Below are 14408 nucleotides of genomic sequence, written 5' to 3'. Positions count from 1 at the left end.
TAGGTATAACATGTGTAAATGTGTAAAAGACCACATGTACACATTTACACATGTTATTTTTATTTCTTTTGCTGTTTCTTAGCCTCTTTAAGAGCAGCTTTACGTTTAATATTTTGAAGTTGCGCATGGAATAACCTTAGCTGTTCAGGTGACAATTTTTGCATATATAAGTAGTGCATTTCAGCTAGTAGTTCATAAGTGTATTGGTATTCTGAAATCTCAAGTAAAGCATCAAATTCATGTTTAGTTTCTAAAGGCATTCGAATAGTACCTCGCTTATCACTATTAACTAGTGTTGCTTTCGCAGGTATACTAGGATCATATGGTGTAGAGGGAGTGATGTCAGCTTTATAGCCAACATCAATTTTCCCTCCTGTATTTTTCCCAGGATTCTCCCCGCCTTCCTTTTTGTTGAAAAAGCCTATATCTTTACTCATTGCTTAAATCCTCCATCTTATTAATTCGCTCTAAAAATTCATCTGTAAATGGTTCGAAAACTTCATTAAATAACTTCTTGTCCCAATATTGATCCGTATTTAAGCCAACACGTGGAATGCTTTGAATTCTTTTGGCGTAAGGTATTAAATTTCTAAATAAATTGTTTTCCCCAAAAATATCCTTCGCATCTTGTAGTACTGTACCATCTATTTTACCAGCACTATGTAATTGATTTGGTAATATGCCAATTACATCAAGTGGGGCATTAAATTCTTCTACTAATTTTCTTAGGAATCGATTGATATAATCATTAGCACCATCTAAACTATCACTTTGTGTTTGGAATGCTACGAGTACATAGTCACTTGCCATTGCAGAACTTTTTGTATAATAAGATGCTGTAGGTGGACTGTCAATGACGACAAAGTCATAATTTTGTTTTAAAGGTTCCAATAGGTGTCTAAAGTAATTAATCTTTTTAGTTTCTACTTGATAATAGTTAGGATCAGAAGGATCAGCATGACCGAATCTTGATGTTAGTAATGTTTCAAAGTTTTCAAAGTCACTATGGGAAGGTAGTAAATCTAAATTCTCCATTATATTCAATTGCATGTCTTCTAAACTACCATCTTGTACAGCTCTCATTAATGTTTTGTCGAAAGCGAAGTATTCATCATTAATTCTTTTTCTTGTTAAGATCATTGTTTTTGTCGTGTTGGCCTGTGGGTCCATATCAACTGTTAGAACTTTATATCCTTTTAAGGCTAAATGATAAGATAAATGCCTTACAATAGTAGATTTACCAACGCCACCTTTACTGTTTGCTACAGTAATAGTTAACGGTCTTTTTAATTTCATATGTATCCCTCCAAAAAAAACTTTTCTATTTTTACACATTTACACATTTACACGAGTCCACATGTGTAAAAACTTCTTAATCCAATTATAATACCCCGCCAGAGAAATATCAATACAAATTTACACATTTACACATTTACACAAGTTCGCAAACAAAAGTAAAACGCTGATATAATAGGGTTTATATAGTTTCATAGGGTTATATTTTTACACATGTACACTTGTGTACATTTACACAAGTGTAAAAATAATTTAGATATTTTTTGTATAAACAATAGGATGATAGTGAATAAGGGGCATTTACACATTTACACATTTACACATGTGTAAATGTGTAAATGGAAGGAGCTTTATTGAAATTCTTTGTTTACAAACAAAAAAACTTGTTGTAACGTTATAGACAACAAGTTTTCTCAACGCAATTCGATTTAGTTTGATAATATACATAAAAAATTCGGAAGAATTTGTAGGATATATAAGACACATAAACATAAAAACAAATAAAAAAAGAACGGCTGTCTATGAGACTGGAAATCTCAAGGACAGAGGAAGTAGATCTGCTGGAAACATTTCTACTTCTTGGTGAATACAATTTGCTGGAAACATCTTGTATTCCATTTACGTAACTGCTCACTCAGTTCGTAAACTTCCCAAACCGTTCTAATTAACTATGCTATTGAGATATGAAATATCTCCTATTAGTATAGTTAATTAGTGTAGATTTGTAAAGATAGAAACCCCTATTTAAGTGCATCTATAAGCGTATTTAATCATGGTTTTTTCTACCTTTTTCTACAATTCGGGAAGTCTATTTATTTAGGTGAGCAGTGATATAACTGCTCACCTTTTTTTATTGTCTTAAATCTAGTAGAAAGGAGATCCAACGTGAATACAGTACAGAAAGCTATTAATCTTATACTTCATAAAGGTTTACGAAAATATAAATCTAAAAACTCAAAAGCTGCTCTAGTATCAATTACAAAACAAGAGAAGTTTGAAGACAAAATGCTGAATGGTAAGAAGAATAAAAAAGGATCTATTTTTATCACTCGTAAAAAAGCTGATTTAAGCGCACCTTTTGGTACAAGAGGAGTAGTGTTAACATCTGAGGAAGCTACACTGGATCATGTTGGACAAGCTTCTCACTGGACTCCTAATGTATATAATTTTGGTACATATAGTGAAAATGGTCTTCGTACTATTGTTGGCCACACTGAAAAAAACCTACAACAAATCAATTGTTTTGTGATTGACATCGATTCAAAGTCATTCCCAATGACAGCAATCAATGATGTTGCGTTAAATGCTGGTTTTGGTGTGCCGACAATGATCCTTCAAACTACAAAGGGTTACCAAGTATATTATGTGTTAGATAAAGCTGTATATGTAACAAATAAAAAGAACTATATTGCTATTAAATCGGCAAAAAGAATTTCTCAAAACTTGAGAGAAATGTTTGCTGAAAGTTTACCACAAGTAGATTTAACATGTAATCACTTTGGTTTCTTCAGAATGCCTTCAGAAGAGAATATTATTATGTTCTTTGAGGAAAATGTATATTCTTTTAAGGAGCTGCAGGATTGGAGTAAAAGACAAGATGATAACAAAGGCAAAGAATTTTTCGCAATTCCAGGTGAAAACAACGTAATTGAAACTCCATTTTCTAAAAATAAACCTGTAGAACAACCCAAACAAATGGATGAATTATGGTTCAAACAAGTGATTAGTTGTACAAATGTATCTCCAAAACAAACGAAAGCAGGGCGAAACAATGCGATTTTCACCCTTTCTTTAGCATGTTTTCAAAGTAAAGTGTCAATTAAAGAAACACTAGATATGATGGATCAATTTAATAGTAACCTGGAACAGCCTTTAGATCATGTTGAGGTTAGAGGGATTGTCATGTCTGCATATTCAGGAAAATACCAGGCTGCGCACAAAGATTACATTGATCGTCTACTTCAAACATATGCGACACCTGGACAAGTTCATTCGTTTAGGTCACCAGCTGCATTTTGGAGAAAACATAAGAAACAACGTAAGGATCGTGAGCGTAGTCATTGGCATGAGTGGGAAGCGGATATTATTGCTTTCCTGTCGATGAATTCTAAAAATAAACCTGTGCTATACTTTACACAAAAAGAACTATGTGAAACGATAAATATTCCTAGAAGTACCCTAAACACTGTCCTGAAAAAGAGTAATAAAATATATAAAACTGTTGAAGGAAAAGGGAAAACTGCAAAAACAGGTTTTTCAACAATCGGCATGTTAATTTCCTTCGCATTACGTGAAAAAGGACGAAAAAGGGAGAGTTATTTAAGCTATTTAAATGAGCTGTTTCCCCAAATGGGTAATATCTTATTACAAGCAAAAAACAATAGCGCTACGGCAGACGAAACGGCATCATACAGCCTAATTGAAGGACTGCCAGCTGGTTAATGTTTAATTGTCCACTATGCCAATACATAATTATATCTTCGATACATCTTTCGGAGAGATAGCTATAGCGTTATACGTTTAATAATTCGGGCTTTACTTCTTGCTAGGGGGTTATTTTGAGTTATTTAGGGTTATATACTATTTATGGTATGTGAAATTATATAGACTGTTTTAGAAATCTATTTTATTGGTGGTGTGTTATATGGGTAAAAATTATTCTGTAGATCGTGATAGTAGAGGACGTTATAGACACTCCTATGTATTTATGAGGGGGGCAACTGTAGATATAAAGCTTCTAAATCATGATGAATTGTTAACAGGTAAAATTTCAACAATAGAAGAGTATTATTGTGTTTTAGATGTGAAGGGGGATGGTGAATCTTATCAGGTAACTGTTAACTTTGCTGAGGTAAAATATATAAAGCATAAAGAATTTTTAACTGTTGAAGAAAGATCTCCTAAGTTTAGTGAAGAGGATAAGAAAACATCATTTGTATTTCAAATAGGAGAAAGAATTGGTTGTTCTTTTAAAGATGGTAAGGGGATAAAAGGTGTTCTTATAGCTGAAGGTACTTACTATCTTTATATCAAGACAGATAAAGGGAATTATTATTCAATTATGAAGCGTGCTCTTTCTTATATTGCACATACTAAACATGATCCACTATTAGAAACTAATGATTTCTATACTGAGGAGATGAAGCTAGCTGGCCATAATAAACCTACGGAATATGTTTTTGCTGTAGGGAATCATATTACGGTATATTTCGCAAGTGGAAAGAAATTATCTGGTTTAGTTTTGGATGAAAGTAAATATTGGGTATTATTACAGTCTGAGAAGTTACAAATTACTGTTTTAAAGGGTAGTTATTCCTATTTTAAACATGAAGTTTATGAGAGTAAACCATACTTATATGTGTCTAATAAAAGGTTAAAAAAAACATTGAGAAATGAAAAATAGTTACGGCGAATGGAGACTTTATTTGAGGAATAGAGTCTCTTTTTGCAGCTGATTGTTGAGAATATAATTAGTTGTTTAATTATTGTATGCATAATTGCATATGAATTAAACCATTCACTTCGACAACATTTGACATTTTTTTTGATATGCTTATGGTAAAATACCACATGCTAACATTAAGTTTAATAAATATACTAAGGGGTCTTGGGGAATTCTTGTTTTTTTAGAAGGGAAAATTATATGAATCAAATACTTAAGAGAAAAGAAGAAATGTCAAAACAAACGTTAATAAAATTCTTGAGTGAAATTATTGATGAGATTGATTTCCAAAGGAAAAATCAAGAGGATATAGCTAAAATAATTGGTATTTCACCTGGAACTTTTTCGAAGAATTTAACAGGAAAAATCCAGTTTAATTTTTGGAATTTAATTAAGTTATCTAAGTTACTGTATGTGAATGATATTAATAAACAAAGAAAAATGATATATAATTTTTGTTCAGTTACTACAAGTAAGAAAAATTTGAGAATTGCTATGGAGTATGCCAATGCAAAAGGGGATTTATCACTTCTTAAGCTAGTAGTAGATCAAGAGAAAAATTCATCACTTGCAATGAATAGGGAATGGTCTTATGTATATGAATTAGTGTGGCAGCGCAGTAGCGGTGTCATTGCAAAGCAAGAATTGTTGGATAAGCTTGAAGATCGGAAGGGTAGTAGGGTTATTAAAACAAAGGAAATGAAGATATTGTATGGCATATTAACTTGCTATACTATGTGTGATTTAGAAACTTATACTTCATTGTTTGAATATGCTGACGTATTGCTACCAAAAGTTGAAGAGATATCTGATAGTTTTATTAAAACAGCTTATTTAGGCAGAATAAAAGAGTGCTTGTCGTTTGCATTATTAGTCCAAGACAAACTTGAAAATCTTAGGAGTACATGTCATGATATTTTGGCACTGGAAGATCCTGAGGGATGTTTTAACCTTTTGAGGGCATCAGCACTTGTATATTTAGCGGAGTCTTTTACTTTTGAGAGCTATGATCGTGCAGATAAGTATATTAAAGAGTCCATCGAACAATTAGGTCCATATTATTACTTTGAAAGAGAAAAGCAAAGACGACAAGAAATACTCAATACATATGCATTTATTAAGCTGGTTAATAAAAGAGATTTGGATAAAATCAAAATATATCATCCTGCTGAGGAATCTTTCTTAGAGATTATTAGAGGAAATTACGCAAATGCAATTCGTATTCTTAGTGATCTAGAAAAGAAAAACGGCTCTTTAACACCTATGCAATATTGTTATTTAGGAATAGCGAAAGGTGATATTTCTTTAATTGAAAAGTCAATTACGCTGTTCGAGTGTGCAGGTAATAGATTTTATTGTAAATTCCCTAAAAAAATGGTGGTAGAATTTAAAAAAAATGGTACAATATATGAGGGTGGTGCTATATGAAGAAAATATTATTTATACTAACAAGTATAGTTCTTGCGGCAGGAATTTTTTATACTGCTGCTGGTAGTAAAGAGCAACCAAACAATATAGTTAAAAAAGATTCAGAACAATTATTAGCTAGAATGGGAGATCCTGGTGGCGGGATCGGGTAACCTTTAAATAATTAGAATGCGATTGTCTCAATAGAGGCAATCGCATTCGTTGTTTTTAGGGATATTTCCAAAATATCGAATCCGAAATAATTGAAACCTTTGTGAATGATTCACAAACTATTATTAGTTTAATCTTTGTTTATTAACTATATTTGGATAAAGTAATTTATTACCGACAAAATGTTAACAAAATGAGAAAATAGTGTTAAAATAAGAACAAGTGTTCTTAAATTACGTTTACTTTTTTGTATTTTTAAAATTACAAAAAAAAATCCGAGTTATCAGATGTACTGATAACATAGGATTTTCCGAAGATTTATGTTATGTAAGTTGGTTAGATGTTACAATTTTTAAGAAAATATGGATTGACGATATTGTTCAATAGTTGTAATCTTGTTTGTGATAGATTGTTTGTAAGAACATCTAACAAGCGAACTACTAACAATTACATAGTACATGGGCAGAAAGCAATAAGAGTTGGAGCTCCTATTACTTTCGACCTTCTTAAAACAAATAAGGTGTTTTAGAAAGGCCGCCCACTTGATGAAGCATAACTAGATGCAACATCAATAATATTATACTTTTTTGTGTGTTTATACAAGGGTATACTTGCGCGGTTTTACTGCTAAATATTATTGGTTTTGTTCAGTTATACTTTTAAAAGTGGTTCTTCGGGTAGAAGAAAAAGGCGTAAACTAAAGCACATTAGTTTACGCCTTTTTTGTTTTTTATCCGTAGACTGCATTGAAAATTTTATAATGCTCGCCTTGAAATTTGTTTTAAGAGTTATGTGATTCTTGGTTGAGTTGAAAAACTTGTTGTTAGATGGACAGTTGATCCTGAGAAAATCGGCTGTTAAATATAAAAATTAAAGATTGGAGAAGATGTTCATGCGTGCAAAAGAATTTAGCAAAAAAACACATAGTTTAAAAGTTGTACAAGAAATGGATACTGGTGCTTTAGTAAGAAAGGCACATTCAATTAGTACTTTTCAAGGACAAGAATATATCGTTTTAGATAATGGCAATCTGTATGATCCGATGCAAAAACGTGAAATTCCGTTAGCAAGAATATTTAGGTACATCAAATGTGTAAGAAACAGTTATGGTGTTATAATCGCAAAGAAATCTAATACTAATGCTAAATTGATGGAAGTTAAATTTATAAAGAAATCAAAGCAAGTTAGTTAATAATACAATATTTGATCATTTAATTGTGCATGAAATTTAAATGCACCAGGGATCATTTGAAGTTTTTAAATCGATAAGGGATGTTGTTATGAGGAGTTAATCCTATTAAATAATTACTTTTCTTAGTTTAAGATGATCCCGATTGTCCTTTGAAAATTGCATATAGATGCTGGGGGAGTGCCACGACCACTGTTTGCCACTCCATTTCGTGATTAGGGAGAAGAAAGACACGAATAAACCCTGAGGGTCATAAGTACCGCTTGTAAGAGAGCAACTAGTGGTGGTCTATCTTGTAGGGCATCAAGCTCTACAAATTACTTAAAGGTTTGCTGTACATTAGATCATAGTTAGATCATAGCGCCATGACGGAATATTCCTGAGCGATTAACTGTACAATCATTCCTTTAGCGAGTGGGCGAAACGAGACTAATCGTCCCTTTCATAAATGAAGAATCTCCTTCTTGCATTTGTGAAGGTATAAATATAGACCTTTAATTTTTAATCGTTTTATGATTGAAAATGGTTTTATGTAGAATTAAGCTGATCAAATATTAAATTGTATGAGAAGGTAGCTTTTCAAAAAAATGAACTAGCTGCGTATAAAGGGAGTAAGTAGCATGGGAAAGGAACACCGTGAAAGGTATGTAAAAAAAATTGCAGGTGTTATAACAGCAAAAAGGAAATATCCTACGGGATATTTTGTTGTAGGAGAATATGATTTAAGTTTAGAATTTCAGAAAGAAATGGTAGATACGTTAGATCATAACGAAGTAGTGAGCTGCCATTTAGATTTTAATAAATATGATAGTGAAGCTGATTGTATTGTAGCCTTGAAAAGAGCCAAGAAGCATTTAGGTGAAAGTAGAGAGTCAGAAAAGATGCAGATTTTAGTAATTACAGCATTTGATCGTCTTACTAAAAGGTATATGGATGCAGTAAAACAATTAATTGGCTGTAAGGATATTGGTATTAATCTATTGATTAGCGCAAATATACCATTGGTTCATATAGTTGGTTTAACTGAATACATGATTACTTTCGATTCAGCAGCTAAAGTCTTATCGGAATTTTATCGTTATAATACACAACAGGTCATTTATTCACTCTATAACGAAACTTTAGCTCGAAATAGTAGTAGAGTTTGGAGGTGAGTGAGCTGAATGTTAACGCAAAAGCAAGGAAAATTCTGAAGAGTAAAAGTATTAGCGTGGGTCTATTTGACTTAGATGAACGTTATAGTTTAGGTGAAAAAATTAACGTTTTTTGTAATAGTATGAATGCAATTTATACATTTACAGTGATTAATATAACATTGGTCCGAAAAACACATTGGGTTGTACATTTAAAATGAGATCCATTGCGTTATAGCGCCATGAAAATAAAAGGGTCTCACATGTTGATATGATGATATAATAATATAGTTACTATCAATAGAATGGAGAGAAGAGACCATGTTTAAAAACATGAAATTATTATCGGTTTTATGTGTTTTTATAATCACAATACTTTCGGGGTGTAGTGATAATTCACTAGCATTTAAAAAAGGTGAAAAGTATAAAGAAAATGATGGATCAACATTCATAGAAATAGTTGAAGAAAACGAATGGAAGATACATCGTGGTAAAGATCGTCCTAACGAATATGCTTTATACAAAGTAGAGGAAACAGAATACAAGGCTGGAAAGTATGCTGTTGTATCAATTTCACTAAAAGAGAAGTTTGGTAAAAGTGATCCTTTACGACTTGCTAATGGTGGAGAAAGACATTTAGTTTCACCGACTCAAAATGGAATTTCTACTAAAAGGGTAGATTTATCATCAAATAATTATTGGGAGAACTTCCAAAAGGAATTTAAAGCAGCTGATGATAAAGAAGAGTTCCTAAAAAAAATATCTGAAGGTAAAACTCGTAAGTACGAGAAAACAAACTAAATTCCATACACTGAAGAGCGGAATCATTTAAATGGTTCTGCTCTTTTTTATTGTCACAATTAAGTAGGGGAATGGGAGGTAAGGGGATATGTTTGGCCGAGATCAACTGTTATTTCCAGCTATGATAGCTTTTATGATTTTAATGATTTTGTTATTTGATGCATCGCTATCATTCATCATGATTCTTACAGGAAAGACAATATAAGAATGGGAAACGTAAAAACAGCAATAAAAGATGGGTGTTTGTGGCTGTTGATATTGGTTTTAGTCACTTTAACCTGGACAGGAATTGAAATAATGGTTATTACCATGCTATTAGACTGAATTTATTTTTTGTTTGCAAACTCTTTTTGCACAATTTGAATGGGGGAAAGTCATGAATATTGTTGCAATATTTCATTTTGTAAGTGGTATAAGAAGAGCGACTATTGTCAATGCGGAGAATATAGAGAAAGCAAGTACACTCATTAATACTAAGTTTTTTCAGGGTGTTGGACACGCAATATTTGAAGTTGAGATGAACGAAAGTAGAGATGGATTTGAAGGTATTAATGACAAAGTAGAAAAGTTTGAGGTATTTCGTGATCAAGTAATGTTTATTGATTATCAAGTGAAATAATTTTATGTAAAGAGAGCAGATCCCTGGGGGCTGCTTTTTTTTATGTTTTGAGATTAGCAATAAACAAAGCATATTGAGTATCTTCATTATGTTTTGTTTGTAATTAATCGATAAATTACAAGTTGATTAGAAAGTGGAGGTGTTAGCATGGTAAGGCTTGGTCAAGTCGAAAAAGCTGTTGAAACCGTGAAGGAAGAAGTACAGGAACGAGAGAATGTAAACACAGCTGTTGTAGGTGGCGTAGGAACAGGAAAAGATTTTTCTGTTATAATACCTAACATTCTGCTAGAGGAAGAAAAGAATTTAGTAGTAATAGATCCAATAGATCAAATATCAAATGTGTATACATTTAAAGAAAAACAAGGGTATCATATTTTAACGTATAATTTAGAAAAAGAAGATGTTTTGCAGCAGTTAAATAATGATTTAATGGCAAAAAAAGAAGAAAAACTTTTAATTCATGTAATCTTCCCTAATGAATTTTTTGGAAATCAAGAAATGAATAGTCAACGTGTTATGGAATTCTTAATGGAAATAAAAAAAATGCAAGATATAAAGTGGGGACAAGAAAAATCATTACATCTTTTCCTTATGGAATATGAAGGATATGCATCTCCTGAATTTCATGCCATTTTTCAAACATGGTGTGGTTACAGAATCAGCACGACATTAAGCGTTCAGCATGTACTAAGATTAGATGATGTCATTCTAGATAATTGTCATTATGTACTTTATAAAAGAATACTTGATCCACAAGCGGCTGAATGGATTGCAGAGACGCTGAAATATCATCATGTAGAGTTTCACCCGAAAATTTTAGGAACAAAGTTATTGCCTTTGCCATTGACAGCTGGTATGTTAATGGATTTACCTATTAATTTAGGACTCTTGCAGAAAAACTATAGAGATAACCCGTATGGAAATGATTCATGGACAAAATTTGTAGAAACTTATAATGCTGAGGATATTTTGGGCAGAGCGTTATATCCTAAAGTGTAAAAAAATCTAAAGATAAAGATGATAAAAGAGCAGCTCCTTAAAGGTCTGCTCTTTTTTTTATAGTCAGTTGAGTATAAGAGTGGAGGTAACAGATATATTAATTCCTCCTTTCCCCAGGTGATATAGCATTGTTACCTCTACTCTTATGTTCATCTAAAATATTTTAAACAAGATTGGTACTGAAAAAGGGCAGATCCTAAAGGGACTGCTCTTTTTGTTAAACAGTAGTATATAAAAGTAGAGGAGGTGTTTGTATTGGTAAAAGAACCCCTAATAACGGAATACGAGTTAGCTAATTTGAGGCATAATTCAGAGAAAGAAAAACAAGTGGTGTTAGAAATTTATAGAATAGCCTTTGAAAATTTTTTAGAAAAAGAGTTTACTAGTAAATTTCTTACTAAAAAAATTAGAGAGCAAATGAATAGAGGATATGATCATTTAGCAATAAGCCTAATGAATTGTAACATTATGGAGAACCGTACTAGTTTCAATTTCAAGGGTATGATTAGAAAAACATTTTCGAATTTCTTTTTTAGGTCCTTCTATAATAGTGTCGTTATTAAATGGAAGTATTGGAAATATCGCAAAGAGGTAAGAAGAATTGTAGGTATTTGCTGGGAAGATGAAATAATTGAACTTCGCATGGGAGAAATTGCAGAAGAAGTAATTTTTAAGAGTGATGTTTACTTGGAAATAATTGGTGATCTAGAGAAATCAGGATTAAGAGTAAGTGTGAAAGTTGATGGCGAAATTTTTATTTTACTTTTAACCTGGGGGAAATGGATGGAGACGGACAATGAAGAAAGTTAGAAAATGTAAGAAGTGCAAGGGCGCAGGTTTCATATTCGGTAAAAATTACATAATAAAAGAGGGTTCATTTGGTTATGAAACGCAGGAGTTTGGTATTAAAGTAACCTGTACTAACTGTTATGGGAAAGGAAAGGTGTGAAATAATTAATGCCTGCCTATTTATATATTATTCTAATAGTTTTAGTTCTTACAGGTATAACGTATCTAGCGATAAATCCGAACAGGGTTTGGGGAAAACAAAAATATATTATTTTAGTAAGTTTATTTCTAATATCTATTACAGTTGTGAAAAGTCTTGGAAGTGATATTAATACGAGTATAGAAAAAAACAATAAACAGATTGAACATAATATTAAGACAATGGAAGAATTGTTAGTGAGTGAATTTAATATACTAGCTGAAAAAATTTATTTAGAGGAAAAGACAAAATATTATAAAGTAACAACTAATACAGGTATTTATAAGGTCATATTTAGGTATGATTCTCAAAAAAATATAATTGGTATTCAGAAAATAGATCCTATACTAACCGTAGCAAACGAGGGGGGAAATCATGAACAAGGAAGTCACAATAAAAATTAATGAAAAAGGTTGGGAAATGTTCGTTCAAGTTGGAGAGAACTTATATGAAGAGAAAGGTGTCATGCAGAAGTTTAATGATGCTTTAAACGTAAAAGGCGTATTAGATGAAGATGCTGCATGGATGTCAGATCCTTTATTTCAAGTACTTAGTGAAAACTTCTTTTGCTATCAGGTAGCAAATGCCTTAATAAAAAGCTAGTAAGAGGGTGAATGTTTTGAATGCAGCAGAAAAAGAACGTAGGATAGGTCAATTGGAAGATGAAATTGGTGGTATATGGATATCTTTATTTATAGGATGTATTATGTTTTTGGCGTTACAGTGGGGAATAGAACCAATGATGAAAAATGTACTAGATAGAGAGGGTTTTCCAACTACTCTTGTTGATATTATTTTTAATTATATTATTGGTGCTGCTTTCTGGATAGGGTATATCATTGGAATTATAACTATTTTGAAGAAAAAGAAAGAAATTAGGAGATATAAAAAAGAAAAAAATTCTCCTTCAAAAATTAATATACAAAAAGATGATATAAATCAGAATCCTGTTTATGTAATTGATCATAGCAAGGATAAAAAAAATCGATATGAAAAAGGGGATAGAGATATGATGAAGCGAGTATTTACCCAAAATAACAATGTTTCTACTAATTTGGGTAAACAGAACACTAATAAAACGAGAGGTAAAGGAAGTCCAATACGTTCATACAATGGATCTACTCATTCTTCTAATAGTACGGAAAGTAATGACATTAATAATATTGTTTTAGGTGTTGCATTAGGAAGTTCAATTTATTCATCAGGGGATGATAATAATTGTTCCCAACCGGATTCTTCATCGATTGGTGATAGCGGCCCAAGTTGTGATTAATGGTTTCTTGAGGATTAATAAAATAAGAGAATATAAAAGAAAGAGCAGATCCTTAATTGGCTGCTCTTTTTTATTGGTAAAGATTAGCTATAAACAAAGCATATTAGGTAGTAATCAGTATGTTTTGTTTGTAATTAATCTCGAAAGGAAAGGCAATTTAAGAAATTAGGGAAGTGGGGATGGAGATATGAATAAGAAAAAAGCGTTAATTAGTTTAGCGTACGCTATGGCGCTATATAGCTTAGTAGGTTGTTCAAATTCTACTAATACAGGTACTATGGTAACGGAGAAGGATAAGGCTGCTACAAGTGAAAATAAAGAAGTTACAAATACCGAAGAAAATTATGAATTAGGAGAAATTAAGATTACAAATAAAGAACGAAATAAGGAATCAAGAATTGAAGTTTTAGAAGCTCATATTGTTGATGATGGTGTAAGGGGAACTGATCCTCGAAATACAGCTTTACAAGAAGTAATCATTTTACATGATAAGGTGCAAGATTGTAATTATCTTTATACGTATAGCTCCAGTAGTACGGGATCAGGTTCAGCGACAATGAAAAAGCTAGAGTGTGGTAAGAAAGAGTAAGGTGATTCTATGAAGAAGCTAATAAAAATGATATTTAGTATAGAGTGTCTCATATTTGCACTAATGATATGGTTTTTCTTATGGTCTTATACATGGATGACTAATGAAGCAAAAGAGGATAAGGTAAAATCCCTACAAACTTATGAAAATATTAAAATAGCAGAAGAGTTAATTGCAAAGGAACTAAATAAGGATATTAAAAACATTAAGTTATTTGATAATAGACATGGCAAAGAACTAAATAATCAAAAATGGGTAGAAGAGGACATGAATTGTAATGTCAAAACGGATGATGGAAAGTATAAAGTGTATTTTAATGTCAAAAAAATAATTGATAAAAAAACGAACACTGAAATGTATGCCCCTAAAAATATTGAAAAATTAGTAAGGGAGTAACTTAAAATGGTTAATATTATTATCATTTCAGGAATTGTTTTTCTAATATTAGTATTGCTAGTTCTTTATATCCATTGGCTTATAAATTAAAGGGAGAGAAGAAGG

The 14408-nt window shown here is 31.7% G+C and carries 18 protein-coding genes; 16 read left to right on the top strand and 2 right to left on the bottom strand.

Going from position 1 to position 14408, the window contains the following annotated elements; translation table 11 throughout:
- Positions 1-59: 59 nt before the first annotated feature.
- Positions 60-437: a hypothetical protein gene (locus C4S65_RS25750; protein ID WP_103945554.1), complete on the bottom strand. Its 378-nt coding sequence runs from the start codon at positions 435-437 to the stop codon at positions 60-62.
- On the bottom strand, positions 430-1296 hold the full coding sequence (locus C4S65_RS25745; RefSeq protein WP_098279516.1) for a ParA family protein: 867 nt from the start codon (positions 1294-1296) through the stop codon (positions 430-432). The genes C4S65_RS25750 and C4S65_RS25745 overlap by 8 nt, the downstream gene beginning before the upstream one ends.
- A gap of 885 nt (positions 1297-2181) precedes the next feature.
- Here C4S65_RS25745 and C4S65_RS25735 point away from each other — a divergent pair.
- From C4S65_RS25735 to C4S65_RS25665, 16 genes are all read left to right on the top strand, one after another.
- Positions 2182-3738, top strand: coding sequence for a primase C-terminal domain-containing protein (locus C4S65_RS25735; RefSeq protein WP_103945553.1), 1557 nt, complete (start codon positions 2182-2184; stop codon positions 3736-3738).
- Between the two features lie 202 nt (positions 3739-3940).
- Positions 3941-4699 (top strand): hypothetical protein, encoded by a 759-nt coding sequence (locus tag C4S65_RS25730; protein WP_142391586.1) that lies wholly within the window; start codon positions 3941-3943, stop codon positions 4697-4699.
- A 240-nt stretch (positions 4700-4939) separates the two neighbouring features.
- Positions 4940-6166: an AimR family lysis-lysogeny pheromone receptor gene (locus tag C4S65_RS25725; protein WP_103945551.1), complete on the top strand. Its 1227-nt coding sequence runs from the start codon at positions 4940-4942 to the stop codon at positions 6164-6166.
- Positions 6163-6318, top strand: coding sequence for a hypothetical protein (locus tag C4S65_RS34650; RefSeq protein WP_170951700.1), 156 nt, complete (start codon positions 6163-6165; stop codon positions 6316-6318). Before C4S65_RS25725 ends, C4S65_RS34650 begins: the two co-directional genes overlap by 4 nt.
- 890 nt (positions 6319-7208) lie before the next feature.
- Positions 7209-7508, top strand: a complete 300-nt coding sequence (locus tag C4S65_RS25720) for a hypothetical protein (RefSeq protein ID WP_053512333.1) — start codon at positions 7209-7211, stop codon at positions 7506-7508.
- A gap of 617 nt (positions 7509-8125) precedes the next feature.
- Positions 8126-8659: a hypothetical protein gene (locus C4S65_RS25715; RefSeq protein WP_103945550.1), complete on the top strand. Its 534-nt coding sequence runs from the start codon at positions 8126-8128 to the stop codon at positions 8657-8659.
- A complete protein-coding gene (locus tag C4S65_RS35395) occupies positions 8656-8859 on the top strand; it encodes a hypothetical protein (RefSeq protein WP_001292886.1) in 204 nt (67 codons plus the stop codon). The genes C4S65_RS25715 and C4S65_RS35395 overlap by 4 nt, the downstream gene beginning before the upstream one ends.
- 100 nt (positions 8860-8959) lie before the next feature.
- Complete coding sequence (locus tag C4S65_RS25705) at positions 8960-9439, top strand: DUF5512 family protein (RefSeq protein ID WP_103945549.1); 480 nt, start codon at positions 8960-8962, stop codon at positions 9437-9439.
- Positions 9440-9815: 376 nt separating this feature from the next.
- The gene (locus C4S65_RS25700) at positions 9816-10058 is read left to right on the top strand and encodes a hypothetical protein (RefSeq protein WP_103945548.1); all 243 of its coding nucleotides are present in this window, start codon (positions 9816-9818) and stop codon (positions 10056-10058) included.
- Between the two features lie 147 nt (positions 10059-10205).
- A complete protein-coding gene (locus tag C4S65_RS25695) occupies positions 10206-11057 on the top strand; it encodes a type IV secretory system conjugative DNA transfer family protein (protein WP_103945547.1) in 852 nt (283 codons plus the stop codon).
- A 246-nt stretch (positions 11058-11303) separates the two neighbouring features.
- Positions 11304-11867 carry a hypothetical protein gene (locus tag C4S65_RS25690; protein ID WP_242281622.1) on the top strand — a complete coding sequence of 188 codons (564 nt, stop codon included), beginning with the start codon at positions 11304-11306 and terminating at the stop codon, positions 11865-11867.
- A 147-nt stretch (positions 11868-12014) separates the two neighbouring features.
- Entirely contained in the window at positions 12015-12449 is a 435-nt protein-coding gene (locus C4S65_RS25685) for a hypothetical protein (protein WP_103945545.1), read from the top strand.
- On the top strand, positions 12421-12648 hold the full coding sequence (locus C4S65_RS25680; RefSeq protein ID WP_001031663.1) for a hypothetical protein: 228 nt from the start codon (positions 12421-12423) through the stop codon (positions 12646-12648). The genes C4S65_RS25685 and C4S65_RS25680 overlap by 29 nt, the downstream gene beginning before the upstream one ends.
- A 16-nt stretch (positions 12649-12664) precedes the next feature.
- Complete coding sequence (locus C4S65_RS25675; protein ID WP_103945544.1) at positions 12665-13318, top strand: hypothetical protein; 654 nt, start codon at positions 12665-12667, stop codon at positions 13316-13318.
- 187 nt (positions 13319-13505) lie between these two features.
- On the top strand, positions 13506-13907 hold the full coding sequence (locus C4S65_RS25670) for a hypothetical protein (RefSeq protein ID WP_103945543.1): 402 nt from the start codon (positions 13506-13508) through the stop codon (positions 13905-13907).
- Positions 13908-13916: 9 nt separating this feature from the next.
- Positions 13917-14303: a hypothetical protein gene (locus C4S65_RS25665; protein WP_016097502.1), complete on the top strand. Its 387-nt coding sequence runs from the start codon at positions 13917-13919 to the stop codon at positions 14301-14303.
- The last annotated feature ends 105 nt before the right edge of the window (positions 14304-14408 follow it).

This window comes from Bacillus sp. ok061 (genome assembly GCF_900108285.1).
Taxonomy (GTDB): Bacteria; Bacillota; Bacilli; order Bacillales; family Bacillaceae_G; genus Bacillus_A; species Bacillus_A thuringiensis_S.
The sequence above is the reverse complement of the archived record's forward strand: the minus strand, read 5'-3'. Positions and strand labels throughout refer to the sequence as shown.